This window comes from Variovorax sp. GW821-FHT09B01 (genome assembly GCF_059418345.1).
Map to the genome: position 1 here is coordinate 115,173 of NZ_JBWKPQ010000009.1, position 26,376 is coordinate 141,548.

Consider the following 26,376-nt stretch of genomic DNA (forward strand, 5'->3'; position numbering starts at 1 on the left):
CATTGGCGCGGCGCGCCGCGAGCGCCTAGATTCGCGTTCGCCCCCACGAAGCGAACGCCCATGACCTTTTCGTCGTCCCTGCAGCACCTGCTGCCCTTCACGCCGCTGCAGCTACTGGCCATCTGTGCCGGCATCGTCGCGGCCTACGTGATCTTCGGCATCGCCGGCTTCGGCACCGCGCTGGTCGCCGGGCCCGTGCTCGCGCAGTTCGTGCCGGTGGCCACGGTCGTGCCGCTGCTGGCGCTGCTCGACTTCGTCGCGGCCGTGGTCAACGTGAGCCGCGACGCCGGCGCGGCCGACCGCGCCGAGCTGCGCCGCCTGGTGCCGCTGATGGCGTTCGGCAGCCTCGTGGGCGCCGCGCTGCTGCTGCTCGGGCGGCCGCAGGCGATGCTGCTGGCGCTGGGCATCTTCGCGGTCGCCTATGCGCTGTATGCGCTCAGCGGCTGGCGGCCGGTCGCGCGGCTCTCGGCGCGCGCGGCCGTGCCCTTCGGCTTCGTCGGCGGCATCTTCTCGGCCATGTTCGGCAGCGGCGGCTTCATCTACGCGATCTATCTCGCGGGCCGCATCGACGAAAAGGAACGCGTGCGCGTCACCCAGTCCACGCTGATCGGCCTCAGCACGCTCACGCGCGCGCTGCTGTTCCTGGCAGCGGGCGTGTATGGCGAGATCTCGATCCTCGCGCTCGCCGTGCTGCTGCTGCCCGCGATGCTGCTGGGCACCGCGCTGGGCCGGCGCATCACGCTGCGGCTGTCGCGCGAGCAGTTCCTGCGCGTGGTCGCGCTCGCGGTGCTGTGCTCGGGCGCCTTCCTGATCGTGCGCTACGCGATGGGCTGAAGCCCGTGCGCTCAGGCCGCCTGCAGCCGGGGCGGCGCGACCTCGGGTTCCGCGCGCGGTTCGGCGCGCCGCGCGGCGATCGCCTCGGCGAGGAATTCCGCGTCGCGCGCCACGCCCGAGAAACGTCCCGAACCCCAGGTATGCAGCCACGGCAGCCCGAGGAAATACAGCCCCGGCTCGCGCGTGACGCCGCGCTGGTGCACCGGGTGGCCGCGGCCGTTGAACACCGGTGCGTCGACCCAGGCGAAGTCGGGCGAGAAGCCGATGCACCACAGCACGCTGGTGATGCCCGCGGCCGCGAGATCGAGCCGGGTGCGTTCCTCGGCCGGCTCCCACACGGGCGCGTAGACCGAGGGCGGCGGCGCCTCGATGCCGTTGGTGGCGATGAACTTGTCGATCGAGGCGTTGATGCCGTTGTAGATGCGGTCGGCATGGTCGAGGTGCTCGCGCAGGTTGGGCTGGAACTGCAGCACGCCCTGGTCCAGGTCGGTCAGCAGGCCGAACAGTTCCATGCCCTCGCGCGCGAAGCGCCGCAGGTCGATGTCGCGCCCGCCGTCGCGGCCGGTCACGTAGTGGTTGGTGTTGTCGCGCACGCCCTCGCGCAGCGGATGGGCGGTGACCGGCATGTCGTAGTACTGCATGTCGGCCAGCCAGTCGACCACCTCGCGGCCGCGGTAGAAGCGCGCGCAGCGCGGTGCGTCGCCCGTGGCCAGGTAGACCTTGCGGCCGGCCAGGTGCAGGTCCTCGGCGATCTGCGCGCCCGACTGGCCGCAGCCCACCACCAGCACCGCGCCCTCGGGCAGTTGCGCGGGGTTGCGGTACTGCGCCGAGTGGTACTGCGCCACCGAGGCCGGCAGCTTCTCGGCCAGCCGCGGCACGATCGGCTTGTGGTAGCCGCCCGAGGCCACCACCACCTGGTCGGCGGTGTAGAGGCCGGCGTCGGTCTGCACCTCGTAGCGGCCGCGCTCGCCGCTTTGCGGCACGTGCACCACGCGCTGCACCGTCACGCCCTCGAGCGCGGGCGGCTTCACCTGCGCCACGAAGCCCGCGAGCCAGTCGTTGATCTGGTCCTTGACCATGAAGCCGTGCGGATCGTCGCCCTGGTAGGGCCAGCCCGGCAACTGGCATTGCCAGTTGGGCGTGACCAGGCAGAACGAATCCCAGCGCTGCGTGCGCCAGCTGTGGACCAGGCTGCGCTTCTCGATCACGAGGTGGTCGATGCCGCGCTGCTGCAGGCAGTGGCTCAGCGACAGGCCGGCCTGTCCGCCGCCGACGATCGCCACGCTGTAGTGGCTGCGGCCGCCGTAGGGATGCTCGGGATGGGTGGGGTGGGACATGGGGTCTCTCTTTCTCGATGGGGGCGCAAGGGGGAGGTCAGTCGAAGGCCAGCACGGTGACTTCGGCGGCGGGCTCGAAGCGCGCGGCGATGCGCTCGATCTCGGCGAGCTGGTCCATCGCCTGCGAACAGGCGAAGCCGTACTTCGCGCGCACGCGTTCGGAGGCGATGCCGAGCGCCTCGCGCGTGCGCCGCAGGAAATCGTCGAGCGCATAGCGTTCGCCGGGCGCGAGGAAGTCGCGCACCACCAGCGAGGGCGAGTAGCAGCGCGATTCGCTGGCATCGGGCCAGCGCACCTGGAAATGCATCACCGGCATGGGGCGGTCCTCGTCTCGATGGCGTGGGGGCGGCGCAGGCCTTCGCGGTACAGGGCGACGTGCCGCTGCGCGCTCTCGGCCCAGCTGAAGTGCCGCGCGAGCCGGGCCGCCGATCGCGCGATGCGCGCGTCGTCGCGCCGCGCGAGCGCATCGGCCAAGGCCTGCGCGATCGAGCCCGCATCGAGCGGGTCGGCCCAGCTCACGTCCTCGGGCGCGAGGTAGTCGATGAAGGGCGCGATGCGCGAGGCCACCACGGGCCGGCCGCTCGCCAGGCCTTCGAGCACCACCAGGCCGAAGCCTTCGCGCAGCGAGGGCATCGCGACCACGTCGGCCAGGCGATAGAGCGCGGGCATGTCCTCATCGGCCAGCGGCCCGGTGAGCCGCACGGCGCGGTCCGGACCTTCGGCCAGCCCGAGGCGCGCGAGCGCGCTGGCGAAGGCCTGCATGGTGGTGCTGTGGTCGAGCAGGCTCGCGCCGCCCGCGATCACCAATTGCGCATCGGCCTGGCCCGGGCGCTGCCGCAGCAGTGCGAAGGCCTCGAGCAGGCGCAGCGTGTTCTTGCGTTCCTCGACGCCGCCGACGGCCAGCACCACCGGCGCGCTGGTGCGCAGACCGAGCCGCCGCGCGAGCGCCGCGTCGCCGGCCTGCATGCGCGGCGAGAAGCGCGCGGTGTCGATGCCGTTCGCCACCTCCTGCGCCGCGATCCCGTGCTGCCGAGCGAGATGCTCGCACCAGAGCCGGCTCACGCAGAACACCTGTCGCGCGCGAACGAAGGCCTGGTGCTGCCAGTGCGCGAGCTGCGCATCGGCGAAGTCGTCGAGGTGATGGACCGTGCGCACGAAGCCCTCGATGCGGCCCATGTCCTGCAGCCGTGCCAGCGCATTGCCGCCGATGGAGTCGTGGGTGTGGAGCACGTCGAAGCGCTCGTGCTCGAGCAGCGCGCCCAGGTGATCGACGAAGGCCGCGATGCGCGTGCGCACCATCGCCACCGTGTCGGCCGGCGTGCCGTGCACCGGCACGAGCTCGGCGCGGCAGGGCGGTTCGCGGAAGAAGCGCTGGCCCGGCGCGGCCGGCGCGAACACGGTGACGGCATGGCCGGCCTCGTGCAGCGCACGCGCGAGTTCCAGCGTGTGGACCACGCCGCCGCGCGGGTTGACCGAATGCGTGAGCAGCCCGATGCGCAGCGGGCGCTCGAGGTCGTCGTCAGCCATGGCGGGCCTCCTCGCGCAGGCCGGACGGCGCCGGCGGCTGGATGAAGGCATCGCGGCCGAAGTCCCACAGCAGGGCCTCCTCGCCATCGGCGCGCAGGCGCACGGTGCGGCTGGGGTCCACGGTGCCGATCACGCCGCAGGCGATGTCGCGCGCCGCGAAGCGCGCGAGCACGCGCGCGAGCTGCGCGGGCGCGACGCTGAGCACGAAGCCGTAGCTCGGGAACGACGACAGCCAGCGCAGCAGCGGCACGCCCTCGGGCTTCGGCAGCGCATCGAGCTCGATCGAGGCGCCGACGCCCGAGCATTCGAGCAGCATCATCGCGGTGCCGACCGCGCCGGCCATGCTGATGTCCTTGCCGGCGCGGCACAGGCCGGCCTCGGCCAGCGCGGGCAGCAGCTCGAGGTCGGCGCGCAGCCGTGCGGCCGGCGCGCGCGTCGAGGCGTTCCAGTAGGGGAAGGGCTCCTCGTAGGCGCCGCGCAGGTCGGCCGCCATCACCAGCAGGTCGCCGGGCCGCGCATCGAAGCTCGTGATCAGCCGGCGCGCATGGCCGAGGATCGCGACCGCGAGTTGCGGCCGCTCGCTGCGGTTGTTGCTGTGGCCGCCGACGATCGGCACGCCGTAGCGCGCCGCGGCCTCGGCCATGCCGCCGAGCACCTGGTCGGCCGGGTTCATGCCGCTGCTCCACAGCGCATCGACCACCGCGGTCGGGCGCCCGCCCATCGCGTAGATGTCGCTCACGTTGACCATCACGCCGCAGTAGCCCGCGAACCAGGGCATGCGCACGATGAAGTCCTCGACCAGCCCCTCGATCGCGAACAGCAGGTAGCCGCCGCGGCCGTCGGGAATGGCGGCGCAGTCGTCGCCCACGGGCACGGCCTGCGCGAGCGCCGCGTGGCCGCCGGGCAGCGAGCGGCCCAGCGCGGCCACCACCTCGCTGATGTCGCGCTTGTGGGCGAAGCCGCGCGTGGCGCGCAGCGCTTCGGCGATCTCGGCGGCGCGGCTCATCGCGGCACCTTCGCGCGCGTGACGAAGCCGCTGACCGGGTCGTGGCAGGGCGGATAGAAGCCGAGGTCGGCGCGCATGCGCGCATGCGGGCGGCCCTGCACCTCGCATTCGCCGAGCGTGGTCCAGCCGAGCTTGCGGAACAGCGGCTCGTTCTGCAGCTGCACCTGCGCGAGGAACAGCGTGCAGCCCAGCGCATGGGCGCGCGACACCGCGAGCCGGATCAGCGTCGCGCCCAGGTGGCCCTGGCTGCGGAAGGCCGGGTGCACCGCGAGCCGCGAGCCCCACCATTCACCCGCGGCCGCGCCGCGGTGGATGCGTACCGTGCCCACCACCTGCTCGGGCATGCCGGCGTTGCACGACATCGCGACCAGCAGCAGCGCGTGGTCGTCGATCGCGTCGCGGTCGTCGCGCGCGAAGATGCCCTGCTCGATGCAGAAGACGGCGCGGCGCAGCGCCATCGCCTCGTCGCGTTCCCATTGCTGGGAAGCCTCGCGCACGAGGTATTCGACCGGCGCGTAGGCCAGCGGCAGCTCGCTCCAGGCTTTGGCGGTCTTCATCTCAGGCCTCGTAGACGGACAGGGACGAGCAGGCGCCGCACTTGCCGCAGCCGGCCTTGATGTCGGCCGAGCGCAGCCCGGCCGCCGCGACGCGCCGGCCCAGCGGCTCGAGCAGCGACTTCATGAACTCGGGCGTGGGGGCGGGATGGTCCTCGAGCGGCGTGCCGCTGATCGGTACGAAGGGCACGACGAAGGGATAGACGCCGCGCGCGAGCAGTTCGTCGCAGATCGAGAGGATGGCCTCGCGCGAATCGCCGAGACCCGCGAGGATGTAGGTGCTGACCTGGCCGCGGCCGAACACCGCCACCGCGGCCTCGAAGGCGCTCATGTAGCGCGACACCGGCACGCTGGCCTTGCCCGGCATGATGCGTTCGCGCACCTCGGGCGTGACCACCTCCAGGTGCATGCCCAGCGTGTCGATGCCCGCGGCCTTCATGCGCTGGAACCAGCGGTCGTCGTCGGGCGGCTCGCACTGGCCCTGGATCGGAATGTCGACCGCAGCCTTGATCGCGAAGGCGCTCTCGCAGAGCACCGCCGCGCCGCGGTCGGTGGCGTTGGGCGTGCCGGTGGTCAGCACCATGTGCTTCACGCCGTCGAGCAGCACGGCTGCGCGCGCCACCTCGGCGAGCTGCTGCGGCGTCTTGTGCGCGATGGTGCGGCCGGCCGCGAGCGACTGGCCGATCGCGCAGAACTTACAGCTCTTGCGCCGGCTCTCGTAGCGGATGCAGGTCTGCAGCACGGTGGTGGCGAGCACGTCGCTGCCGTGCAAGGTGGCGATGTGCGAATAGGGCACGCCGTCGAAGGTCTGCATCGCATAGAAGCGCGGCTGGCGCGGAAAGGCGATGTTTGCGATCGGGATGCTGCCGCGCATCACGCGGCTCACGCCCTGCGCGTTCGGCGCCTCGGCCGTGAACGGCGAATGCCAGGCGCTCGCGGTGTGCACCGGCACCATGATCGTGTGGCCGTCGACCAGCACGGCCTTGTGGTCCGAGGGGCCGGCGCCGCCGCGGCGGCTGGCGGCACCCGCGCCGGGATCAACCAGCCGCAACCCGAAGGACTGGAGCTCCGTCATCAGCTGGCGGCTGTCCACCGGCGCGGAATTCGGTGCGGGATTCGGTGCGAGGGCGGCGGTCGTCGTCATGGTCGGGGCTCCGTGGGTGGGAAGAAAGGGTGTGCATCGGCACGGTGGTGGCCGCGGGCCGGTCGTCGATGGCGAGCGAGAGCAGCTCGGGGCGCGCGTAGTGGCCCACCGAATCCATCATTCGCTTGCGCTTGGCGATCAGCGCCATGTCGAGGTCGGCGATCACCATGCCCTCGCCCTCGGTGAGCGGCGGCGCGAGATGCCGGCCCTCGGGCGAGACGATGGCCGTGTGGCAGCCGCCGCGCAGCGCCTTCTGCAGGTTCGGGTCGGGCGTGACGCTGCGGATCTGCTCGTCGCTGAGCCAGCCGGTGGCGTTGACCACGAAGCAGCCCGACTCGAGCGCGTGGTGGCGGATCGTCACCTCCATCTGCTCGGCGAAGATCGGGCCCACCAGCGAGCCCGGGAACTGCGCGCAGTGGATCTCCTCGTGCTGCGCCATCAGGCTGTAGCGCGCCAGCGGGTTGTAGTGCTCCCAGCAGGCCAGCGCGCCGACGCGGCCGATGGCGGTGTCGACCACCTTGAGCCCGGCGCCGTCGCCCTGGCCCCAGACCATGCGCTCGTGGTAGGTCGGCGTGATCTTGCGGCGCTTGAGCGCGAGCGTGCCGTCGGCGTCGAACACCAGCTGTGTGTTGTAGAGGCTGCCGTGGTCGCGCTCGTTCACGCCGAGCACCACCACCACGCCGCGGACGCGCGCCCGCTCGGCCACGGCCTGCGTGACCGGGCCGGGCACCACCACCGCGCGCTCGGCCAGCAGCAGGTGCGGCGCGCCCTGCAGCACCGGCGGCAGCACGAAGCTGAAGTAGGGGTAGTAGGGCACGAAGGTCTCGGGAAAGACCGCGAGCTGCGCGCCCTTTGAAGCGGCTTCGTCGATCGCGCTGCACACCCGATCGAGCGTGCCGTCGGGACGGTCGAAGTCCGGCGCGATCTGGATCGCCGCGGCGCGGACGATGCGGGGTGCGGTGGCCATCGCTTACAGCGTCCAGGTGTCGAGGATGAAGGCGTTCTGCTTGCGGTGCAGCAGGATCAGGTCGAGCACGTCGAGCGGGTTGATCGGCTTGATGCCCTCGATCAGCGCGCCCTCGCCGTGGCCGTAGAGCGCCTGCAGCGCGAAGCGGCAGGCGTAGACCTTGCCGCCCTCGGCGATGAAGGTGGCGATCTGCTTGTTGAAGTTCTGGTGGCCCGGGAAGGCCTCGTCGCCCAGGGTCGGGAAGCCGCGCTGCACGCCCAGCGTGACGCCGGGGCCGTAGAGAAGGATCGAGGTCTCGAAGCCCTTGCGCTTGAGGCGGGTGGCCTGCAGCAGGTTGACGAAGCCGATCGAGCCTTCGAAGGCCACGGTGTGGAAGGTCACGAGCGCCTTCTCGCCGGGCTCGGCCTTCACGTCTTCGAACACCTTCTCTTCGTAGTCGACGAGGAACTCGCCTTTTTCGTTGCGGGGACGGGTCACGGTGGGCATGGGGTACTCCGGTGAAAGGGATGAAGGAGAGGAACGCAGCAGCGTCTGCGCGCCTTCTTCTTCGCATGCCATGTGCCAAGGCGCGGGGCCCGCGATGCAATCAAGTTGCGATCAAGGCGCAGCGGTGCCGCATGCGGGCGCGAAAAAAATTTCGCGCGGGTGCCGCGAGCGGGTCGCGCGGCGTTCGCGGCGGGCCGGGCCGCACCGTGGCGAAGCGTTCGGCGTGCGATCAATGCACCCGATCAATGGGGTTGATCGCACCCGTTCGAGGCATCGCCGGCCCTGGTAACCCCCAGGGGACGGGCACGTTTCCTGCGGGTTGATCGGTCCCCCGATGCAATCAATGGATGCAATCAAGTGGCCGCCACCGACACCGCCCCGATCGCCCCCATCACGCTGCACTGGCGCAAGCAGCTGCGCGCCAGCGCCAAGCCGGCCTACCTGCTGCTGGCCGACCTGATCGCCGACGACATCCGCACCGGCCGGCTCGGCGCGCGCGACCGTCTGCCCACGCTGCGCGAGCTGGCGGCGGACCTGCAGCTCAACTACACGACCGTGGCGCGCGGCTATGCCGAGGCGCGCAAGCGCGGGCTGATCGATTCGCGCGCGGGCACCGGCACCTTCATCCGCACCGGCAGCCCGAGCCTGCGGCTGCGCGGCGGCAGCGGCGCCGAGATGACGATGAACATGCCGCCCGAGCCGCGCGACGAGCACCTGGTGGCGCGCATGCACGAGGGCGCCGCGCAGGCCTTCGCGCAGGCCGACCTCTACGACCTGCTGCGCTACCAGGACTTCGGCGGCACGGTGCACGACCGCGAGGCCGCGATGCAGTGGCTGCGCCCGCACGTGCCCGAGGCCGGCGTCGACCGCATCCTCGTGTGCCCCGGCATCCACGGCGTGCTGACCGCGCTGATCTCGCAGCTCGCGCGGCCCGGCGAGCTGGTGTGCGTGGAGTCGCTGACCTATCCGGGCATCAAGGCCATCGCGGCCCAGCTCGGCGTGCAGCTGCATGCGCTGCAGCTCGACGACGACGGCCCGATCGCCGATGCCTTCGAGCACGCCTGCAAGACCCTGAAGCCCAAGGCGCTGTACTGCAACCCGACCCTGCTCAATCCCACCACCGGCACCGTGAGCCGCGCGCGGCGCGAGGCGCTGGCCGACGTGGCGCTGCGCTACGCAGTGCCGATCATCGAGGACGACGCCTACGGCATGCTGCCGCGCCAGATGCCGCCCACGCTCGCCACGCTGGCGCCCGCGCTCACCTACTACGTCACCGGCTTCTCCAAGTGCTTCGGCGCGGGGCTGCGCAGCGCCTATGTCTGCGCGCCGACCGCGCGCCAGTCGCAGCGGCTCGCGGGCGCCCTGCGCGCCACCACGGTGATGGCCTCGCCGGTCACCAATGCGCTGACCACGATGTGGGTCGAGGACGGCACGGCCGACGCCATGCTGCAGGCGGTGCGCGCCGAATCGGCCGCGCGCCAGCTGCTGGCCGCGCGCCATCTCGGCGGCCACGGGCTGCAGGCCCATCCCGAGGGCTTCCATGCCTGGCTGCCGCTCACGCCGGGCTGGAGCCCGGTCGAGTTCGCCTCCTTCCTGCGCACGCGCAACGTGGGCGTGGTCGCGAGCGCGGCCTTCTCGACCGACGGCGATCCGCCCGACGCGGTGCGCATCTGCCTCGGCGGCCCGATGTCGCGCGAGGAGTGCGACGACGCGCTGCGGCTGATCGCGGACACGCTGACGCATCCGCTGCATCCGCACGCGACGGTGCAGGAAAGAGCCTTCTAGCTAGGCAGGGTCGTGGCAGCAGACGCAGAGCTTGTTGCCATCGGGATCGCGGAAGTAGGCGCCGTAGTAGTTGGCGTGGTAGTGCGGGCGCAGCCCGGGCGGGCCCTCGCAGCGCCCGCCGTGGGCCAGCGCCGCGGCATGGACGCGGTCGACCGTGGCGCGGTCGGCCGCCAGCAGCGCGACCATCTGGCCGTTGCCCACCGCCGGCTCCTGGCCGTCGAAGGGCGCGCCGATCAGGAACAGCGGGCGCGGCGCATCGGGGCGCTGCCAGCCGGCCCAGGGGCGGCTGTCGTCGCGAAAGCGCAGCGCATGGCCGAGCTCGGCCATGAGGGCGGCATGGAAGCCGAAGGCGCGCTCGAAGTCGCTCACGCCGAGGAATACGTGGGAAAGCATGGCGGCAGGCCCGGGAAGCGAGGGGGACGGCTATCGTGCCTCAAGGGCCGCGCTATCCCGGCCGGTTGTTACGGCGTGAAACACCGGCCTACAGCCCGGTAAGATCGCCGGACTGGCCGGAACGCCGTTCCGGCCGCCGGCTCCACCCGCACCCTCATCCATGGTTTTGGCCCGCTACCGAAGAAAAGGCGCTGCCTGATGGCGACCGCCGCCTCGATCACCAGCCTCACGCCCGTGCCGGCCTCCGCCGACGAGGCCGAGGCCTGGGTGCGCGGCGAGCTGATCCGCAGCCTGATGCGCTCGGCGCGCGGTTCCTACCTCGTGTCGGGCACCTTGATGGTCGGCATGGCGGCGCTCAACTGGTCGGCGCTGCCGCGCTGGGAGGTGCTGACCTGGCTCACCGCCGGCCTGATCTCGATGGCCTGCCGGGCCTGGGCCGCGCGCGTGTACGCGGTGCGCTACGTCGGGCGCAGCGCGCTGGCGCAGCAGCAGTACGCCGACCGCTATGCCTTCGTCTGGACCGCCAGCGCCTTCGTCTGGGGGCTGTCGGTGCTGCTGTTCTTCGAGCGCGTGCCGCAGGTCAACCAGTTCATCAGCTGGCTGGTGATCGCGGGCGTCGCGACCTCGCCGCTCAACGGGCTGGCGCTGCACCCGCCGCTGCTCAAGCGCTTCGTCAACACGCTGTTCGCCACCGTGCTCGGCTCGGTGCTGGTGCGGCTGGTGGTCATCAACCTCGAGCATCCGCAGTTCCAGTACGGCTTCCTGCTGCCGATCCTGCCCACGCTGCACTGGTACCTCCTGCTGCGCGCCGGTCATCACATCCACGAGACCGCGCGCAACAGCCTGGAGCTGCTGTTCCACAACCACATCCTGATCAAGTCGCTGACCCAGCAGCGGCAGGCGGCGGTGGCGGCCGTGGCGATGAAGAACCGCTTCCTCGCGAGCGCCGCGCACGACATGCGCCAGCCGGTGCTGGCCCTGTCGCTGTACGCCGACTGGCTGCGCAACGAGCCCGAGCTGGTGCTCGAGCTGGCACCGAAGATCGTGCGCGCCACCCATGCGGTCAATGCGCTGTTCGATTCCATGTTCGACCTCGCGCGTATCGACTCGGGCCAGGTGCGGCTGCACATCGAGCGCGTGGACATCGCCGAGCTGCTGCAGGACCTCGAGCTGCAGTACCGCCCCGTGGCCGAGAGCAAGGGGCTCGATTTCCGCGTCCACGTGACCGAGGGCAGCTTCCTCACCGACCCGATCCGCGTGCGCCGCATGATCGGCAACCTGCTGGCGAATGCGATCAAGTACACGCCCGAGGGCGGCGTGCTGCTGGCCTCGCGCCGCACCCGCGAGGGCATGCGCGTGGAGGTCTGGGACACCGGCATCGGCATCGCGCCCGAGCACCTGCGTGACGTGTTCCTCGAGTTCTACAAGGTGGCCGACCATGCCGGCACCTCCGACGGCTTCGGCCTCGGCCTGGCGATCGTCGCGCGCCTGTCGCACGTGCTGGGCCACCCGGTCAGCGTGCGCTCGCGCCTGGGCAGCGGCAGCGTGTTCCGCGTGGCACTGCACGATGCGGACGAGGCGGTGGCGCAGGCGCGGGTGAGCGCGGCGGTGGGCTGAGAGCCTCCGCGTCGTCGGGCCGACCTAGGGATTTGGCGCAGGGCCGAGGTGCCCGCTGCTGTTATCTTCCCCGCCATCTCGAAACGGAACCGCAGAGCCGCATCCAGCAGGCCGGTTCCGTTCTTTCAAGACAGGGCACGGGAGGGCCCGCAGAGATGATCCACAAGTTCAGATACGCCGTGGGAGCGGCCTTGGTCGCGATGTTGTGCGCATGTGGTGGCGGAGGCGGCGGTGGTTCCGCCGGTTTCGCTTTCCTGCCGCCGGTTGCTCCGCCCGCGACGGGCGGTCCTTCCGGTCCGTCCGGCCCCTCGGAACCCGAAACCCCCACGCCCACCGACAACGCGCCGCCGGTCGCCGCGGCTGCGAAGGCTTCGGCGGGCACGCTGGGGCTGGTCGCCACGCTCGACGGCAGTGGCAGCAAGGCTTCGGCGGGGCGGTCGCTGAGCTATGCCTGGATGCTGCAGTCCAAGCCGCTGGGCAGCCAGTCGGTGCTGGCCGATGCGAATGGCGCGAAGCCGTCGCTGCTGCTCGACGAGCAAGGCGACTATGTCGTGCGGCTGGTGGTGAACGATGGCGTGAAGGACAGCGAGCCGGCGTACCTCACCGTCACGCCCGTGCTACCCGCCGCTACAGGCCCGCTGTTCAAGTTCGCGCTGGTCGAAACCGTCGCCGCGGTCGATCCGGGCCGATCGGGCTCGTACTCGGACTGCCAAGCCTGGCGCGCTGGAGACCATGTACGCGACTTCTGGCCGGTCGACGTCAACGCGAGAGATTGCAACAGGGTAGGAAGCCTTCCATCCGATTTCGAGGTGCGGTCGCGCGGGCTCGGCAGCCTGTTCGGGCTCGAGCCCGAGCGTTTGCCCGTCTTCATTTCCACGGTCCTGGGAACGCCCAGGCTGGGCGTGTTTCCCGCGGATGCACCGGCGACGCCGGTCAGCACGAGCTATGAAATTTCGCCGGACATCGTTGCGCTGGCACGCACGCCATTCGGCAAGAGCACGGGCGCGTCGCTCTACTTCTCGCTCAACGGCAATCGGATGGTCTACCTGCCCGACGATCCGGGAGTTCTGCCGGTGCGTCCGAAGGCGCGCTATCGGATCGTGGGTGCGGTGCTGCCCGAGAACGCGCCCGAGGGCTGGGAGGCTGCCGTGGAGATCACGGTCCGGTTGCGCGTGAATGCCAGCGACCTCCTCACGCCGGTCGCGAGCTTCGACGTCTACTCGAAGCGCTTCAGTGCGGATTTCTCGGAGGACGTGATGCTCGATCTCAACGCGGCTGTCTATCCGCAAGCAGCCGGGGCGACGCAAGCGAGCTATCTGCTCGAGGTGACGCAGCAGGTGGCCTACCAGCGCAAGACGCTGCCTTGAGGCCGGAACCGATACCCCCCCGCGCCTGAAAAGAAAAAGCCGCGCCCAGGGGCGCGGCTCGTTCACTGCACTGCCGCAAGGGCCTCAGCCCGACAGCAACCCGTTCGTGCGCGCGTAGTGCAGCGCCTGCGTGCGGCTCTTCACGCCGAGGCGGCGGAACAAGCGCCACAGGTGAACCTTCACCGTGTGCTCGCTGATCTCGAGGTCGGTGGCGATGTCGCGGTTGCTCATGCCCTTGTCGAGCATGGCGATCAGCTGGGTCTGGCGCTTCGAGAGCTTGCTGTTGCTGGCCAGCGGCGGCTCGTCGGTTTCTTCCGAACCGGCCATCAGCAGGCCGCGCAGGGCCGCCGCCAGCTCGGCCGAGCTGGCCGACTTCTCGATGTAGGTGTCGGCACCGGCTTCGATGCAGGCGTCTTCCATGTCGGCCGAGGGCGCCGCCGAATAGACGGCGATCGGCACGTTGGGATAGACCTGCTTGACCGCGATCACGCCCGAAACGCCGTTGGTGTCGGGCAGCTTCAGGTCGAGACAGAAGAGCGTGGGCGCTCCGCGCTGCGCGACGGAACTCGCGAGCTTGTCGAGCCGTTCGAGCTCGACGATGTTCTCGGCCGGACGAAGGCGCCGCAGGACCATCACGATCGCGTCGCGCATCAGGGGGTGGTCGTCGATGACATATATGCTCATGTTTTCTTCCTTTGTGATCGCACCGTCTTCTCTCTTCACGTCCACCGGCGGATGGGCCGATGGCGGTTGCCGGATCATCCGCCCTTGGTGGTGGCGGTGGCCTCCGACAGTGCCTCCAGCGCCTCGCTCGCGGCGCGCAATCCTTCATCCGTGGCGATCGGCTCGAGCCGATCCGCATAAGTCGTCAAGGCCGCGCCGCGCTGCTCCTGCAGCGCCGCGATGGTACGGCCGGCCTCCTGCGGCGAGGCGAATGCTCGGCTCTGCAGCAGGGTTTCGCCGCTCGCGTCGAGCAGCTTGAAATAGAACATCCCGTCGCGCTCGCGGTACTGTTTGAAGCCGGCCTTGCCGGCCCCCTTGCCGCCCTTGCGCGCCTTGGCGCCGTCGCCCGCGTCGGCCAGGTTGCGCAGGCCGACCGCGTGGCGCAGCCGCGTCATGAACGGGCGCGACAGCGCGCGCGCCTTGTCGGCGCCGACGAGCAGCGTGCGCTCGATCTGCGCCGGGTCGGCCATCAGCGCCTCGTAGCGCTCGCGCAGCGGCGCCACCTCGCGGTCGATGCGCTCGAACAGCACCTGCTTGGCGTCGCCCCAGGCGATGCCCTCGGCGTAGGACTTGCGCAGCGCTTCCGTTTCGTCGGCGCTCGCGAAGGCCTGGTAGATCTGGAACAGCGCCGAGCCCTCGGTCTCCTTGGGCTCGCCGGGCGCGCGCGAGTCGGTCACGATGCTCGCGATCTGCTTCTGCAGCTGGGCGCGCGGCGTGAACAACGGGATCGTGTTGTTGTAGCTCTTGCTCATCTTGCGGCCGTCGAGGCCGGGCAGGGTGGCGACGGCCTCGTCGATCTCGGCGTCCGGCAGCGTGAAGTGATCGCCATAGAGGTGGTTGAAGCGCTGCGCCATGTCGCGCGCCATCTCGATGTGCTGCACCTGGTCGCGGCCCACGGGCACCTTGTGGGCGTTGAACATCAGGATGTCCGCGCCCATCAGCACCGGGTACATGAACAGGCCCGCGGTGACGTCGGCATCGACGTCCTCGCCCTTGGCCGTGTTCTTGTCGACCTGGGCCTTGTAGGCATGGGCGCGGTTGAGGATGCCCTTGCCGGTGACACAGGTCAGGAACCAGGTGAGCTCGGGGATCTCGCCGATGTCGGACTGGCGGTAGAAGGTGACGCGCTCGGGATCGAGCCCGCAGGCCAGCCAGCTGGCGGCGATCTCCAGCGTGGAGCGCTGGATCTTCGCGGGCTCCTGCACCTTGATGAGGGCGTGGTAGTCGGCCAGGAAGAAGTAGCTCTCGACGCCGGGTGCGACGCTCTGGCGCACCGAATGGCGGATCGAGCCGACGTAGTTGCCGAGATGGGGCGTGCCGGAGGGCGTGATGCCGGTGAGGACGCGCAGCGGGGAAGGGGAGGACGAAGCCATGGTCGGAACTGGAAACTAACGCAACATCAACGCAACAGGGCCTGCAGCGGCCCGATCAGCAGATCGAGCACCTCGTAGCCCACGCTCATCAGCGGCATCAGCCAGAACTTGCTGACGATGCCCGCGAGCACCAGGCCCATCACGATGAAGAAACCGTAGGGCTCGATGCGAGCGAGGAAATTCTGCGCCGGCCCGTTGGGCAGCAGCCCGGCCAGCACGCGGCCGCCGTCGAGCGGCGGCAGTGGAAAGAGGTTGAAGGCCCACATCACGAGGTTGACCAGCACGCCGCCCTGCGCCATCTTGACGAAGAAGGGCTCCTGCACGCCCACGCCGATGAGCACCGCCCAGATCACGGCCCAGAGGATCGCCTGGATGAAGTTCGAGGCCGGACCGGCCAGGGCCACCCAGACCATGTCGCGCTTGGGATGGCGCAGCCGGCCGAAATTGACCGGCACCGGCTTGGCATAGCCGAACAGGAAGGCGCCCGAGGTCGCGAAGTAGAGCATCAGCGGCATCAGGATGGTCCCGATGGGGTCGATGTGCTTCATCGGATTGAGCGTGACGCGGCCCATGACCGCCGCCGTGTTGTCGCCGAGGTAGCGCGCCACGTAGCCGTGCGCGGCTTCGTGCACGGTGATCGCGAAGATCACGGGCAGCGCATAGATCAGGACCGTCTGTATCAGATTGGAGATATCCACTGCGAGATTGTGTCAGACGGAACAAGAGAAGAACGAGGGTCGCATCACAGGCCCAGCACCGAGAGCGCCCCGCGCCCCTGCCGCACCACCACCGGATCGTCGCCGCTGCCCATGGGCGTGAGGTCGACCACGGTGGTCGGCTGGGAGGGGCAGGCGCCGGCGTCGATCACGCCCGCGATCTGCTTCTCGAAGCGCTCGCGGATGACCTCGGCGTCGTTGAGCGCCTCGGTCTCGCCGGGCGCGATCAGCGTGGTGGCCAAAAGCGGCGCGCCATGCAGCGCCAGCAGCTCGAGCAGCACCTTGTGGTCGGGCACGCGCAGGCCGATGGTCTTGCGTTGGGGATGGCTCACGCGCCGCGGCACTTCCTTGGTGGCTTCGAGCAGGAAGGTGTAGGGGCCGGGCGTGGCGGCCTTCAGCAGGCGGTACTGCTTGTTGTCCACGCGCGCGTAGTTCGCGAGCTCGCTGAGGTCGCGGCAGATCAAGGTCAGGTGGTGCTTGTCGTCGACCTGACGGATGCGGCGCAGCTGGTCGACCGCGTCCTTGTCGTCGAGGTGGCAGGCCAGCGCATAGCTGGAGTCGGTGGGCACGGCGACGATCTCGCCGCGCTGCAGCAGCGCCGCGGCCTGCTTGAGCAGCCGCTGCTGGGGGTTCTCGGGGTGGACTTCGAAGTACTGGGCCATGAAAAACGCTCCTGATCAGGATTCCGCCGGTTCGATCGGCACGCGGCGCTCGCGCACGGTGAGCCAGGCACCGGCCGCGCCGCAGACGGCGATCATCGCCATGCCGACCAGCGACACGACATCGGGCACGTGGGAGAACATCAGCCAGCCGCCGAGCATCGCGAACGCGATCTGCGCATAGAGGTAGGGCGTGAGGGTGGAGGCCGGCGCGCGCTGGTAGGCGAGGATCAGCATGAAGTGTCCCACCGTGCCCATCAGGCCCATGAGGCACAGCAGCGCCCACCAGTGCCACGAGGGCAGCGCGGTCCAGGCGAAGGGCACGGCCAGCGAGGCCAGCAGGGTGCCGACCCAGCCGGTGTAGAAGTGCATGGTCAGCGGGTTCTCGGTCTGCGCGAGCTTGCTCGTGAGCACCTGGAACCAGGCGTTGGTCATCACCAGCCCGATCGGCAGCAGGATGGCCCAGCTGAAGGCACCGCCGCCGGGCCGCAGGATGACCAGCGTGCCCGCGAAGCCGCCCGCCACCAGCGTCCAGCGCAGCGGCGAGACATGCTCCTTGAGCGTGGTGGCCGCCAGCAGCGTGATCACCAGCGGCGCGATCAGCACGATCGAGGTGAACTCGGCCAGCGGCATGTAGCGCAGGCTCATGAAGGCGAACAGGCTCGAGCCCAGCAGCAGCGCGCCGCGCAGCGCCTGGTAGCGCGGATGGGCGGTGCGCAGCAGCGCGGTGCCGCGCAGCGGCAGCAGCACGGCGGTGGTGGCCACGGCCTGGAAGGCATAGCGGAACCACACGCCCATCAGGATCGGCACGCTCGCGGTCGAGATCTTGGTGGCGGTGTCGAGCGTGGCGAAGCAGGCCACGGCCAGCACCACAAGGCCGATGCCGGCCAGGATGCGTTCGGATTCGCGGCTGGAGGCGGCCTGGGCCGCGGCGCGGGCCTGGGCCAGCGCCTGGGTGGCGGCGCTCTCGGTCGCGGTCCCGGACAGCTGGCTCACGCTTGTATTCGGTGAGCGAGCAGTTCCCATACCGGCGTGAGCGAAGCGTGCAGCGGCGGCAGCTTGCCGAGGTCGCAGTGGCTCTCGTCGGGGCTGTGGAAATCGCTGCCGCGCGAGGCGGCGAAACCGAACTCGAGCGCCTTGTCGGCGTACTCGACGTACTCGGCCGGGGTGTGGCTGCCGGTGACGACCTCGATCGCCTGGCCGCCATGCGCCTTGAACTCGAGGAACAGCGCGTACTCCTCGTTGGCGCTGAACTTGTAGCGGCCCGGGTGCGCGATCACGGCCAGGCCCTTGGCCGAGGTGATCCAGTGCACCGCGTCCTTCAGCGTGGCCCAGCGGTGCGGCACGTAGCCGGGCTTGCCCTCGGTGAGGTACTTGCGGAACACCTCGGGCGTGTCGCGGCAGTGGCCCTGCTCGACCAGGAAGCGCGCGAAGTGGGTACGAGAAATCAGCTCGGGGTTGCCGACGAACCGCAGCGCGCCTTCGTAGGCGCCCTGGATGCCGACCTTGGCCAGCCCCTCGGACATTTCCTGCGCGCGCTTGCCGCGGCCGCCGCGGGTGTCGTACAGGCCCTGGGTCATGGCGGCGTCGTCGGGGTCGAAGCCCAGGCCGACGATGTGCACGGTCTCGCCCGCGAAGGTGACCGAGATCTCGGTGCCGGTGAGGTAGCGCATGCCGTTCTCGCGCGCGGCGGCGGCGGCGCGGTGCTGGCCGCCGATCTCGTCGTGGTCGGTCAGCGCCCACAGGTCGACGCCATTGCTGGCGGCGCGCACGGCGAGTTCTTCGGGCGTCAGTGTGCCGTCGGACACCACGGAGTGGCAGTGCAGGTCGGCATTGAGAATGGAGGACACCGGTCGATTCTAGGCGCTCCGGCCTGTCGACACGGTCGCATGGGTGCTCGTATTTGCTACTAGATAAATAGCATTAACCGCAGCGGTGGAGCGGCTCAGCGCTTCTTCCTGAAAGCGGCCCAGGCGGCCACCGCGGTGAAGGTGGCGACGATCGCGACCACGATCCAGAAGCCGTGCTTGTGCTCGGCCAGCGGGATGCCGCCGACGTTCATGCCGAACAGGCCGGCCAGGATGTTGATCGGCAGCGCCAGCACCGTGACCACCGTCAGCACGAACAGGCTGCGGTTGTTGTCCTCGTTGACGTTGGCGGCGATCTCTTCCTGCAGCAGCTTGATGCGCTCCTGCAGCGCCTGCATGTCGCGCAGCACCACCGAGAACTCCTCGGTCGCGCCGCGCAGCTCCTGCGTGTCGTCCTCGGCCATCCAGCCCGGCGGGCGCTGCAGCAGCCGGAACAGCGCCGCCGGCTCGGGCGCCAGCAGCCGCTGCAGCCGCACCAGCAGCCGGCGCATCAGGCCCAGGCGGGCGCGCTTGTTGTCGAGCCGGCCGGCCAGCAGTTCGTCCTCGATGCGGTCGACCCGGCCGGTCACGCCGCGCACGATCTTCACCAGCACGTCGGCCTGCGCGCGCAGCAGGTGCTCGAGCAGCTCGGTGCTCGAGCGCGGCGCGTCGCCGGCCTTGACCGCGGTGCGCAGCGCGTCGACCGAGCGCAGCGGCTTGCTGCGCGCGGTCACGACCAGCCGCGCGCCGACCGCGATCCACAGCGTCGAGATGTCCGAGGGCTCGAAGCTGAAATCGAAGTGCACGTCGTTGATGACCGCGATCAGCGCATCGTCGGCGCGCTCGATGCGCGTGGAGGGGAGGCCGTCGTGCAGCGTCTCGTAGAAGGTGTCCGACAGCCGCGCATGGCGCTGCAGCCAGCGCTCGGCCTGGGCATGGCTCAGGTTGAAGTGCAGCCACGCATAGGGGCCCGCGTAGGCGCCTTCGGCAGGCGCGGCGGCCAGCTCCTCGTCGGGCGGCAGGGCGTCGAGCCAGGCCGCGGCCTGGCTCGAATCGATCTCGCGCGAGGCGTCGGGGCCCGACGCGCCGGGGTCGAACAGGTAGCCGCAGATCAGCCCGGCTTCGTCGCCGCCATACGAATTGGCGGCCAGGTCATGGAGTGCCGGCAAGGTGCGCGATGCTTCAGAACAGGTGCGTGAAGAACCAGTACAGCCCGCCCGACAGCAGCATCGCCGCCGGCAGGGTCAGCACCCAGGCCAGCGCGAGGTTGCGCAGCGTGGACATCTGCAGGCCCGAGCCGCTCGCGGTCATGGTGCCCGCCACGCCCGAGGACAGCACGTGCGTGGTCGAGACCGGCAGGCCGTACATGTCGGCCGCGCCGATGGTCACCATCGCCACCACCTCGGCCGAGGCGCCCTGGGCATAGCTCAGGTGGGTCTTGCCGATCTTCTCGCCCACGGTCACCACGATGCGCTTCCAGCCGATCATGGTGCCCAGGCCGAGCGCGATCGCCACTGCCACCTTCACCCACAGCGGGATGAAGCGGGTGGCGTCGTCGAGTTCCTGGCGCAGCGCGCCGACGCGGGCCTTGGTGTCGGCGTCGAAGCGCGCGGCACCGCTCTTGTCCAGATGGCGAATCGCCTCGGAGGTCAGGTACATGTCGTTGCGCACGTTGGCCACCGCGTCGGCCGGCAGGCGGGCCAGCGAGCCGTGCTGCTTGACCTGCTGCGCGATGCTGCCGGTGACCGAGGCCAGCGCGGGCACCACCGTGTCGTTGAACTCGCGGGTGCGCACGTAGGTCGCGAGCGAATCGCGCGCGGCCGCCGGCTGCAGCGCGGGCAGCGAGGTCGGCAGGCTGCGCTGCATCGCGCCCTGCGCCACCTCGGCCACGGCGACGAACTTCACCGTCTGGTCGGCCGGCATGGCGCGGTTGAGCGCATAGGCCATCGGCACCGTGCCCACCAGGATCAGCATGATCAGGCCCATGCCCTTCTGGCCGTCGTTGGAACCGTGCGCGAACGAGACGCCGGTGCAGGTCAGGATCAGCAGGCCGCGGATCCACCACGGCGGCGGCTCGCTGCCCTTGGGTTCTTCATAGAGCGCGCGGTTCTTGACGAAGGCGCGCAGCGCCAGCAGCAGCAACGCGGCGCAGCCGAAGCCCACCAGCGGCGACAGCAAGAGCGAATAGCCGACCTTGGTGGCCTGCGCCCAGTCCACGCCGCTGGTGCCGTCGCGCCCGTGCATCAGCGCATTGGCCACGCCCACGCCGATGATCGAGCCGATCAGCGTGTGCGAGGAGGAGGCCGGCAGCCCCAGCCACCAGGTGCCGAGGTTCCAGATGATGGCGGCGATCAGCAGCGCGAACACCATCGCGAAGCCCGCGCCCGAGCCCACCTGCAGGATCAGCTCCACCGGCAGCAGCGCGATGATCCCGAAGGCCACCGCGCCGCTGGAGACCAGCACGCCCAGGAAATTGAAGAAGCCCGACCACACGACCGCGAAGTTCGGCGGCAGCGAGTGGGTGTAGATCACGGTCGCTACCGCATTGGCGGTGTCGTGGAAGCCGTTGACGAACTCGAAGCCCAGCGCGATCAGCAGCGCCACGCCCAGCAGGATGTAGGGCACCCAGGTGGTCATGGGCGCGCCGGAGTCCGACACGTCGCTCACCAGGCTCCAGGCCGTGTAGAGCAGGCCGACGGCGAGCAGGCCGACGAAGGTGATCAGGGCGACCGGACCGGGCCGGGCGTCGAGCTTCGGGCGGTGGGCTGCGGACCCTGCCGGCGCGGCCGGCATGTCCGTATTCGGGGCGGCGAGCGTGTTCATGGGAGCGTTCTGGAGTGTTGTAGTGGGGAGAAATGGTGTTCGCGCCGTGTGACAACGGCGTGTCGGCCTACGGGAATCGGCCGCAAAACCGTCACGCCGGCGTCATCTGGTCCATGCAGCATGGTTTTCCCCGATCCCGCCACTCTTGCCCTTTCACCATGCCGACGAGCGCCCTTCCCGACCACGAAGAACTGATGCAGCGCATCGCCCGAGACCTCATCGACAGCTACGACGAGGAGCTCGAGCTGGAGATCGAGGACCGCAACATCGACGGCCTCGACGGCGAGCCCGCCGGCACCAACAGCGCTTCCGACAAAGCGGCCCGCCAGGCCTATTTCAAGGAACTGTTCCGCCTGCAGGGCGAACTGGTGAAGCTGCAGGACTGGGTCCAGCACAGCAAGCAGAAGGTCGTGATCCTGTTCGAGGGCCGCGACGCGGCCGGCAAGGGCGGTGTCATCAAGCGCATCACCCAGCGCCTGAACCCGCGCGTGGCCCGCGTGGCCGCGCTGCCGGCGCCGAACGACCGCGAACGCACCCAGTGGTACTTCCAGCGCTACGCGGCCCACCTGCCGGCGGCCGGCGAAATGGTGCTGTTCGACCGCAGCTGGTACAACCGCGCCGGCGTCGAGCGCGTGATGGGCTTCTGCTCGGACGACGAGTACGAGGAGTTCTTCCGCACCGTGCCCGAGTTCGAGAAGATGCTCGTGCGCTCGGGCATCAAGCTCATCAAGTACTGGTTCTCCATCACCGACGACGAGCAGCACATGCGCTTCCTCGGCCGCATCCACGATCCGCTCAAGCAGTGGAAGCTCAGCCCGATGGACCTCGAGAGCCGCCGTCGCTGGGAGGAATACACCAAGGCCAAGGAAACGATGCTGGAACGCACCCACATCCCCGAGGCGCCGTGGTGGGTGGTGCAGGCGGTCGACAAGAAGAAGGCGCGCCTGAACTGCATCAGCCACCTGCTGGGCCAGCTGCCCTACGAGATGGTGCCCCATGCGCCTGTGGAGCTGCCGGCCCGCGTGCGCCACGCGGACTACCTGCGCCAGCCCGTCCCGTCCAGCATGATCGTCCCCGAGGTCTACTGACCTTCCAGGGGCAGCGAGCGATCGCTGTCCCGTCCCGGCGCCATGCGTCACACTGCGCCATGGCCCGCCGTTCCACCGCTTCCGTCTTCGCCCGCGCCTACGAGCGCAACCTGAAGGCGCTCACGAAGCTCACGCTGCGCAACAGCCAGCGCGTGGCCGGCCAGGTGCAGCGCGCGACGGCCAAGCGGCTCAAGCCGCCGCCCGGCAAGGGTGACTGGCTCAGCGGCATGGCGATCGGTCCCGGCGGCGCGCGGCGCTATCACCTGTTCCGTCCCGCCGACCTGCATCTGCAGCCCGGCGAGAAGCTGCCGCTCATGGTCATGCTGCACGGCTGCGGCCAGACCGGGCGCGACTTCGCGGCCAGCACGCGCATGAACGCGCTGGCGGCACGCCAGCGCTTCCTGGTGCTCTACCCCGAGCAGGACCGGCTCGCGCATCCCCAGGGCTGCTGGAACTGGTATGAGCGCCGCTCCGGCAAGGCCGATGCCGAGGCCGCGACGCTGATGGCCGCGGTCGACCAGGCCTGCATGCTCTACCCGGCGGACCGCGAGCGCGTCGCGCTGGCCGGCCTCTCGGCCGGCGCCAGCATGGCGGCGCTGCTGGCCACGCGCTATCCGCAGCGCTTTCGCGCCGTGGTCATGCATTCGGGCGTGGCGCCCGGTGCGGCGAAGTCGTCGGCCACCGCGCTCGGCGCGATGCGCGGCCAGAACGTGCCGCCGATGCCCGTCACCGCCGTCGGCAAGGCGATGGGCGCCGCGGCCGTCCTCGCGACCCTGCCGCCGATGCTCGTGCTGCACGGCGATGCCGATGCCGTGGTCGTGCCCAGCAATGCCGTCAACAGCGCCGCCGTGTGGGCCACGGCCATGGGCGCGCGGCCCGGCGTGGCGCGCGACGTGCAGCGCGGCAAGCGCCGCCCGATGCGCGTGACCGACTTCAAGCGCAAGGGCCGCACGGTGGTCTCGCTGTGCGAGATCGCGGGGCTGGGGCATGCGTGGAGCGGTGGCGCGTCGAAGCTGATGTTCAGCGATGCGGCCGGGCCCGATGCCACGCGGATGGCCTGGGCCTTTGCCATGGCGCAGTTCAGGCACGCGGCCAAGCAGGCCTGAGGCGCTCTTTCACGCCGTGGCGTTCTCGCGCGCCGCGGCGCGCCATGCACCGGGCGCCATGCCCTTCTCGCGCTTGAAGGCCTTGCTGAAGGCGGCTTCCGATTCGTAGCCCACCGCGCCGGCGATGGTGCCCAGCGCGGCGTTGCCCTGGCCCAGCATGTTGCCGGCCTTGAACATGCGCCACTGCGTGAGGTATTCCAGCGGTGCCTGCCCCACGCGCTCGCGGAAGCGCTGCGCGAAGGCCGAGCGCGACAGGCTCGCGGCCGAGGCCAGCGATTCCACCGTCCAGGCGCGTGCCATGTCCTTGTGCATCGCGCGCAGCGCGGGACCGATGCGCGCATCGGCCAGCGCGGCCAGCCAGCCGGTCTGCGCATCGCCCGCGGCCGCGACGTGCGCGCGCACCGCCTGCACGAACACGATGTCGGCCAGCCGGCTCACGAGCAGGCCGGAGCCCAGGCCGGGCTCGCCGGTCTCCATCGCCAGCAGTTGCAGCGTGCCCTGCAGCGCGAGGGCGCGCGCCTGCTCCATCTTCACGTGCAGCAGCACCGGCAGCAGGTCGAGCAGCGGGCGCGCGGCGCGCTGGTCGAAGTGGAACCAGCCGCAGATCACCGAGGCCGCGGTGCCCGTGCCGCCCAGCTCGACGACGCCGCCGATGCGGTCGCGCACGACCGAGGCGCAGCTCACCGTGGGCGTGGTCGGATGGTCGCGCAGCACATAGGGCGTGCCGTGGGCCAGCACGTAGCAATCGCCCGCGGCGAGCGCGACGGGGTGGTCCGCCCCCTCGACCTCGAGCAGGCAACCGCCGCGCACCACGAGGCCGAAACGCGCGCTCTCGCCGCCGGCCAGGCTCACGCCCCAGGGCGCACCGGCCTCGAGCCGGGCATACAGGGCGCTGCGCACGCGCATGGCCGCGAAAACGTCGTCGAGAGGGTCCATGAAGGCTCCGGTGGCGGTGGACGAATGGACAAGATTGTCGGCTTTGCAGGCATTCACTGTCCATCGAGTGCGGCAGAAACTGCCGCTTCACTCTCACCGCACAGGAGCACACACCATGCATGCCAAGACCCGCTTCACCGAACTGGCCGACCGCTACGTCGCCCTCTGGAACCTGACCGACGCCGACGCCCGCCGCGACGCCATCGCCGCACTGTGGGTGCCCCAGGGCGAGCACTGCGTGCGCACGCTGCAGGCCAAGGGTTACGAGGCGCTGGCGCAGCGCGTCACCGGCTCGCACGAGAAGAACGTGCGCGATGGCGGCTTCCGCTTCATCGCCACCGGCGATGCGCAAGGGCTGCACGACACCGTGATGTTCCATTGGCAGATGGTCCCCGCCGCGGGCGGTCCCGTGGCGGCGCTCGGGCTCGAGTTCCTGCGGCTGGCCGAGGACGGCCGCATCGCCGTCGACTACCAGTTCATCCTGCCGACCCCCGGCGTCTGATCGCTTGACCTCCGGGGTCATTGCCGCAGCGCGCTCTCCCTCCAAGACTCGAGCCCGCCATGACGCAGTCCAACATCGCCGTTCCGGCGGCATCGCTTTCCTCCACGGCCGGCCAGAGCGCGGACGCGGCCAGGCCCGGCCGGCTGGCCCTGTGGGTCATGCTCAGCGGCACCTTCCTGGTGGTGCTGGACTTCTTCATCGTCAATGTCGCGCTGCCCTCGATGCAGCGCGAACTGCTCGCGAGCACCGCCACCTTGCAACTGGTGGTGGCGGGCTACGGTCTCGCCACCGCCGCGGGCCTGATCACCGGCGGCCGGCTCGGCGACCTCTTCGGGCGCCGCCGCATGTTCATGGCGGGCCTGCTGCTGTTCACGCTGGCCTCGACGGCCTGCGGCCTGGCGCCCAATGCCGAGCTGCTGGTGGCGGCCCGCGTGCTGCAAGGCCTGGCCGGTGCGCTGCTGCAGCCGCAGGTGCTCGCGATGATCGGATTGGTCCATACCGGCGAGGACCGTGCCCGTGCCTTCGCCGCCTACGGCCTCACGCTCGGCCTCGGCGCCACGCTGGGCCAGCTCGTGGGCGGGCTGCTGATCCAGGCCGACCTCTGGGGCCTCGGCTGGCGCAGCTGCTTCCTCATCAACCTGCCGATCGGCCTGCTCGCGCTGCTGCTGGCGCCGCGCGTCATTCCGCCGCTGGCCAATGGGGGCCACCAGAGCCGGCTCGATCCCGCCGGCATGCTGCTGGTGGCCGCGGCGTCGGTGGCGGTGGTGCTGCCGCTGGTCGAGGGCCGGCAGCAGGGCTGGCCGTTGTGGAGCTGGCTGTGCCTCGCGGCCGCGCTGCCGCTCGCGCTGCTGTTCGCCTTCCAGCAGCGCCGGCTCGCCGCGCGCGGCGGTGCGCCGCTGGTGGCGCCGGTGCTGATGGCCGATGCGCGCTTCGTCAACGGCCTGCTGACCACGCTGGCCTTCTATGTCGGCAATGCCTCGCTGTACTTCGTGCTCGCGCTGTACCTGCAGCAGGGCCTCGCGCTCGGCGCGCTGCGCTCGGGCCTGGTCTTCACCGCGCTGGCGCTCGGCTTCTTCGCCACCTCGATGGGCGGTGCCCGCATCGCGCGCCGCTTCGGCGGCAAGCCGCCGATCGCGCTCGGCGCGCTGCTGCTCGCGGCCGGCCATGCGCTGCAGTACCTCAACGTCGCGGCCTTCGCGGGCCATGCCCACCTGCTCGCGTGGATGGTGCCGCTGCTGCTGGTGCAGGGCGCGGGTCTGGGCCTGGTGATGGCACCCCTGGTCTCGAGCGTGCTCGCCGGCCTGCCGCCGCAGCATGCGGGCGTGGCCTCGGGCGTGCTGTCGATGGTGCAGCAGGCGGGCAATGCGCTGGGCGTGGCGCTGATCGGGATCCTGTTCTACGGGCGGCTCGGCGAACGGGGCGATGCGGCGGCCTATGCGGCGGGGCTCGGGGTGGCGCTGGTCTATCTGATGGGGTCGGCGTTGCTGGTGGCGGTGTTGCATTGGCGGGGCGCGCGGCGGCCTTCGACGAGCCGCTGACGAACCTGCCCAATCTGGGCACGAGCCTGCCCAAATTGGGTAAATGGA

26 protein-coding genes are annotated in these 26,376 nt (G+C 70.4%); 8 read left to right on the forward strand and 18 right to left on the reverse strand.

The window, feature by feature from the left end:
* Window positions 1-60: 60 nt before the first annotated feature.
* Complete coding sequence (locus AC07RV_RS24165; protein ID WP_296787172.1) at window positions 61-834, forward strand: sulfite exporter TauE/SafE family protein; 774 nt, start codon at window positions 61-63, stop codon at window positions 832-834.
* A gap of 11 nt (window positions 835-845) precedes the next feature.
* Here AC07RV_RS24165 and AC07RV_RS24170 read toward each other — a convergent pair whose 3' ends face one another.
* Genes AC07RV_RS24170 through AC07RV_RS24205 form a run of 8 tightly spaced genes read right to left on the reverse strand, consistent with a single transcriptional unit; the run spans window position 846 to window position 7,855 of the window.
* The gene (locus AC07RV_RS24170; RefSeq protein WP_296787170.1) at window positions 846-2,171 is read right to left on the reverse strand and encodes an MSMEG_0569 family flavin-dependent oxidoreductase; all 1,326 of its coding nucleotides are present in this window, start codon (window positions 2,169-2,171) and stop codon (window positions 846-848) included.
* A gap of 37 nt (window positions 2,172-2,208) precedes the next feature.
* The gene (locus tag AC07RV_RS24175; RefSeq protein WP_057594432.1) at window positions 2,209-2,487 is read right to left on the reverse strand and encodes an MSMEG_0570 family nitrogen starvation response protein; all 279 of its coding nucleotides are present in this window, start codon (window positions 2,485-2,487) and stop codon (window positions 2,209-2,211) included.
* Window positions 2,478-3,698 carry an MSMEG_0565 family glycosyltransferase gene (locus AC07RV_RS24180; protein ID WP_296787167.1) on the reverse strand — a complete coding sequence of 407 codons (1,221 nt, stop codon included), beginning with the start codon at window positions 3,696-3,698 and terminating at the stop codon, window positions 2,478-2,480. The genes AC07RV_RS24175 and AC07RV_RS24180 overlap by 10 nt, the downstream gene beginning before the upstream one ends.
* On the reverse strand, window positions 3,691-4,704 hold the full coding sequence (locus AC07RV_RS24185; protein WP_296787165.1) for a sll0787 family AIR synthase-like protein: 1,014 nt from the start codon (window positions 4,702-4,704) through the stop codon (window positions 3,691-3,693). Before AC07RV_RS24185 ends, AC07RV_RS24180 begins: the two co-directional genes overlap by 8 nt.
* Window positions 4,701-5,261, reverse strand: coding sequence for an MSMEG_0567/Sll0786 family nitrogen starvation N-acetyltransferase (locus tag AC07RV_RS24190; RefSeq protein ID WP_296787163.1), 561 nt, complete (start codon window positions 5,259-5,261; stop codon window positions 4,701-4,703). Before AC07RV_RS24190 ends, AC07RV_RS24185 begins: the two co-directional genes overlap by 4 nt.
* A gap of 1 nt (window position 5,262) precedes the next feature.
* Window positions 5,263-6,333 (reverse strand): MSMEG_0568 family radical SAM protein, encoded by a 1,071-nt coding sequence (locus AC07RV_RS24195; RefSeq protein WP_296787189.1) that lies wholly within the window; start codon window positions 6,331-6,333, stop codon window positions 5,263-5,265.
* Window positions 6,296-7,369 (reverse strand): Nit6803 family nitrilase, encoded by a 1,074-nt coding sequence (locus AC07RV_RS24200; RefSeq protein WP_296787161.1) that lies wholly within the window; start codon window positions 7,367-7,369, stop codon window positions 6,296-6,298. The genes AC07RV_RS24195 and AC07RV_RS24200 overlap by 38 nt, the downstream gene beginning before the upstream one ends.
* A 3-nt stretch (window positions 7,370-7,372) precedes the next feature.
* The gene (locus AC07RV_RS24205) at window positions 7,373-7,855 is read right to left on the reverse strand and encodes an MSMEG_0572/Sll0783 family nitrogen starvation response protein (RefSeq protein ID WP_057594427.1); all 483 of its coding nucleotides are present in this window, start codon (window positions 7,853-7,855) and stop codon (window positions 7,373-7,375) included.
* Window positions 7,856-8,236: 381 nt separating this feature from the next.
* On the opposite strand from AC07RV_RS24205, the gene AC07RV_RS24210 reads away from it, so the two are divergent.
* Window positions 8,237-9,640, forward strand: a complete 1,404-nt coding sequence (locus AC07RV_RS24210; protein ID WP_093341244.1) for an aminotransferase-like domain-containing protein — start codon at window positions 8,237-8,239, stop codon at window positions 9,638-9,640.
* Here the strand turns inward: AC07RV_RS24210 and AC07RV_RS24215 are convergent, their stop codons facing one another.
* Window positions 9,641-10,033, reverse strand: coding sequence for a VOC family protein (locus AC07RV_RS24215; protein WP_093340758.1), 393 nt, complete (start codon window positions 10,031-10,033; stop codon window positions 9,641-9,643). It abuts the gene before it with no gap.
* Window positions 10,034-10,231: 198 nt separating this feature from the next.
* Here AC07RV_RS24215 and shkS point away from each other — a divergent pair, with 198 nt between their 5' ends.
* Both shkS and AC07RV_RS24225 read left to right on the forward strand, forming a co-directional pair.
* On the forward strand, window positions 10,232-11,650 hold the full coding sequence (gene shkS, locus AC07RV_RS24220; RefSeq protein ID WP_057594426.1) for a surface-behavior sensor histidine kinase ShkS: 1,419 nt from the start codon (window positions 10,232-10,234) through the stop codon (window positions 11,648-11,650).
* A gap of 155 nt (window positions 11,651-11,805) precedes the next feature.
* Window positions 11,806-13,017: a PKD domain-containing protein gene (locus tag AC07RV_RS24225; RefSeq protein WP_296787157.1), complete on the forward strand. Its 1,212-nt coding sequence runs from the start codon at window positions 11,806-11,808 to the stop codon at window positions 13,015-13,017.
* 84 nt (window positions 13,018-13,101) lie between these two features.
* Here AC07RV_RS24225 and AC07RV_RS24230 read toward each other — a convergent pair whose 3' ends face one another.
* From AC07RV_RS24230 to AC07RV_RS24265, 8 genes are all read right to left on the reverse strand, one after another.
* Window positions 13,102-13,701, reverse strand: coding sequence for a response regulator transcription factor (locus AC07RV_RS24230; protein ID WP_057594424.1), 600 nt, complete (start codon window positions 13,699-13,701; stop codon window positions 13,102-13,104).
* Window positions 13,702-13,775: 74 nt separating this feature from the next.
* Window positions 13,776-15,113: a tryptophan--tRNA ligase gene (locus AC07RV_RS24235; RefSeq protein WP_093340754.1), complete on the reverse strand. Its 1,338-nt coding sequence runs from the start codon at window positions 15,111-15,113 to the stop codon at window positions 13,776-13,778.
* Window positions 15,114-15,139: 26 nt separating this feature from the next.
* The gene (locus AC07RV_RS24240) at window positions 15,140-15,811 is read right to left on the reverse strand and encodes a site-2 protease family protein (RefSeq protein ID WP_296787155.1); all 672 of its coding nucleotides are present in this window, start codon (window positions 15,809-15,811) and stop codon (window positions 15,140-15,142) included.
* 44 nt (window positions 15,812-15,855) lie between these two features.
* On the reverse strand, window positions 15,856-16,491 hold the full coding sequence (locus AC07RV_RS24245; RefSeq protein ID WP_296787153.1) for an L-threonylcarbamoyladenylate synthase: 636 nt from the start codon (window positions 16,489-16,491) through the stop codon (window positions 15,856-15,858).
* A 15-nt stretch (window positions 16,492-16,506) separates the two neighbouring features.
* A complete protein-coding gene (locus AC07RV_RS24250; RefSeq protein WP_398499679.1) occupies window positions 16,507-17,484 on the reverse strand; it encodes a DMT family transporter in 978 nt (325 codons plus the stop codon).
* The gene (locus tag AC07RV_RS24255) at window positions 17,481-18,338 is read right to left on the reverse strand and encodes a 3',5'-nucleoside bisphosphate phosphatase (RefSeq protein WP_093340746.1); all 858 of its coding nucleotides are present in this window, start codon (window positions 18,336-18,338) and stop codon (window positions 17,481-17,483) included. Before AC07RV_RS24255 ends, AC07RV_RS24250 begins: the two co-directional genes overlap by 4 nt.
* 95 nt (window positions 18,339-18,433) lie before the next feature.
* The gene (locus AC07RV_RS24260; protein ID WP_296787149.1) at window positions 18,434-19,504 is read right to left on the reverse strand and encodes a transporter; all 1,071 of its coding nucleotides are present in this window, start codon (window positions 19,502-19,504) and stop codon (window positions 18,434-18,436) included.
* Window positions 19,505-19,517: 13 nt separating this feature from the next.
* Window positions 19,518-21,158, reverse strand: a complete 1,641-nt coding sequence (locus AC07RV_RS24265) for an inorganic phosphate transporter (RefSeq protein ID WP_093340742.1) — start codon at window positions 21,156-21,158, stop codon at window positions 19,518-19,520.
* 158 nt (window positions 21,159-21,316) lie between these two features.
* On the opposite strand from AC07RV_RS24265, the gene ppk2 reads away from it, so the two are divergent.
* Window positions 21,317-22,246: a polyphosphate kinase 2 gene (gene ppk2, locus AC07RV_RS24270; protein ID WP_296787146.1), complete on the forward strand. Its 930-nt coding sequence runs from the start codon at window positions 21,317-21,319 to the stop codon at window positions 22,244-22,246.
* A gap of 59 nt (window positions 22,247-22,305) precedes the next feature.
* Window positions 22,306-23,352 (forward strand): extracellular catalytic domain type 1 short-chain-length polyhydroxyalkanoate depolymerase, encoded by a 1,047-nt coding sequence (locus tag AC07RV_RS24275; RefSeq protein WP_296787143.1) that lies wholly within the window; start codon window positions 22,306-22,308, stop codon window positions 23,350-23,352.
* 9 nt (window positions 23,353-23,361) lie between these two features.
* Here the strand turns inward: AC07RV_RS24275 and AC07RV_RS24280 are convergent, their stop codons facing one another.
* Window positions 23,362-24,288 carry an AraC family transcriptional regulator gene (locus AC07RV_RS24280; RefSeq protein ID WP_296787141.1) on the reverse strand — a complete coding sequence of 309 codons (927 nt, stop codon included), beginning with the start codon at window positions 24,286-24,288 and terminating at the stop codon, window positions 23,362-23,364.
* 115 nt (window positions 24,289-24,403) lie between these two features.
* Here AC07RV_RS24280 and AC07RV_RS24285 point away from each other — a divergent pair, with 115 nt between their 5' ends.
* Window positions 24,404-24,790, forward strand: a complete 387-nt coding sequence (locus AC07RV_RS24285; RefSeq protein WP_296787139.1) for a nuclear transport factor 2 family protein — start codon at window positions 24,404-24,406, stop codon at window positions 24,788-24,790.
* Between the two features lie 59 nt (window positions 24,791-24,849).
* Window positions 24,850-26,328, forward strand: coding sequence for an MFS transporter (locus AC07RV_RS24290; RefSeq protein WP_296787137.1), 1,479 nt, complete (start codon window positions 24,850-24,852; stop codon window positions 26,326-26,328).
* Window positions 26,329-26,376 lie beyond the last annotated feature (48 nt).

What these genes read in the sequence shown, in the direction of transcription:
- AC07RV_RS24165 (WP_296787172.1), top strand. Translation starts at nt 61, where the DNA reads ATGACCTTTTCGTCGTCCCTGCAGCACCTGCTGCCCTTCACGCCGCTG.
- AC07RV_RS24170 (WP_296787170.1), bottom strand. Translation starts at nt 2,171, where the DNA reads ATGTCCCACCCCACCCATCCCGAGCATCCCTACGGCGGCCGCAGCCAC.
- AC07RV_RS24175 (WP_057594432.1), bottom strand. Translation starts at nt 2,487, where the DNA reads ATGCCGGTGATGCATTTCCAGGTGCGCTGGCCCGATGCCAGCGAATCG.
- AC07RV_RS24180 (WP_296787167.1), bottom strand. Translation starts at nt 3,698, where the DNA reads ATGGCTGACGACGACCTCGAGCGCCCGCTGCGCATCGGGCTGCTCACG.
- AC07RV_RS24185 (WP_296787165.1), bottom strand. Translation starts at nt 4,704, where the DNA reads ATGAGCCGCGCCGCCGAGATCGCCGAAGCGCTGCGCGCCACGCGCGGC.
- AC07RV_RS24190 (WP_296787163.1), bottom strand. Translation starts at nt 5,261, where the DNA reads ATGAAGACCGCCAAAGCCTGGAGCGAGCTGCCGCTGGCCTACGCGCCG.
- AC07RV_RS24195 (WP_296787189.1), bottom strand. Translation starts at nt 6,333, where the DNA reads ATGACGGAGCTCCAGTCCTTCGGGTTGCGGCTGGTTGATCCCGGCGCG.
- AC07RV_RS24200 (WP_296787161.1), bottom strand. Translation starts at nt 7,369, where the DNA reads ATGGCCACCGCACCCCGCATCGTCCGCGCCGCGGCGATCCAGATCGCG.
- AC07RV_RS24205 (WP_057594427.1), bottom strand. Translation starts at nt 7,855, where the DNA reads ATGCCCACCGTGACCCGTCCCCGCAACGAAAAAGGCGAGTTCCTCGTC.
- AC07RV_RS24215 (WP_093340758.1), bottom strand. Translation starts at nt 10,033, where the DNA reads ATGCTTTCCCACGTATTCCTCGGCGTGAGCGACTTCGAGCGCGCCTTC.
- shkS (WP_057594426.1), top strand. Translation starts at nt 10,232, where the DNA reads ATGGCGACCGCCGCCTCGATCACCAGCCTCACGCCCGTGCCGGCCTCC.
- AC07RV_RS24225 (WP_296787157.1), top strand. Translation starts at nt 11,806, where the DNA reads ATGATCCACAAGTTCAGATACGCCGTGGGAGCGGCCTTGGTCGCGATG.
- AC07RV_RS24230 (WP_057594424.1), bottom strand. Translation starts at nt 13,701, where the DNA reads ATGAGCATATATGTCATCGACGACCACCCCCTGATGCGCGACGCGATC.
- AC07RV_RS24235 (WP_093340754.1), bottom strand. Translation starts at nt 15,113, where the DNA reads ATGGCTTCGTCCTCCCCTTCCCCGCTGCGCGTCCTCACCGGCATCACG.
- AC07RV_RS24245 (WP_296787153.1), bottom strand. Translation starts at nt 16,491, where the DNA reads ATGGCCCAGTACTTCGAAGTCCACCCCGAGAACCCCCAGCAGCGGCTG.
- AC07RV_RS24265 (WP_093340742.1), bottom strand. Translation starts at nt 21,158, where the DNA reads ATGAACACGCTCGCCGCCCCGAATACGGACATGCCGGCCGCGCCGGCA.
- ppk2 (WP_296787146.1), top strand. Translation starts at nt 21,317, where the DNA reads ATGCCGACGAGCGCCCTTCCCGACCACGAAGAACTGATGCAGCGCATC.
- AC07RV_RS24275 (WP_296787143.1), top strand. Translation starts at nt 22,306, where the DNA reads ATGGCCCGCCGTTCCACCGCTTCCGTCTTCGCCCGCGCCTACGAGCGC.
- AC07RV_RS24280 (WP_296787141.1), bottom strand. Translation starts at nt 24,288, where the DNA reads ATGGACCCTCTCGACGACGTTTTCGCGGCCATGCGCGTGCGCAGCGCC.
- AC07RV_RS24285 (WP_296787139.1), top strand. Translation starts at nt 24,404, where the DNA reads ATGCATGCCAAGACCCGCTTCACCGAACTGGCCGACCGCTACGTCGCC.
- AC07RV_RS24290 (WP_296787137.1), top strand. Translation starts at nt 24,850, where the DNA reads ATGACGCAGTCCAACATCGCCGTTCCGGCGGCATCGCTTTCCTCCACG.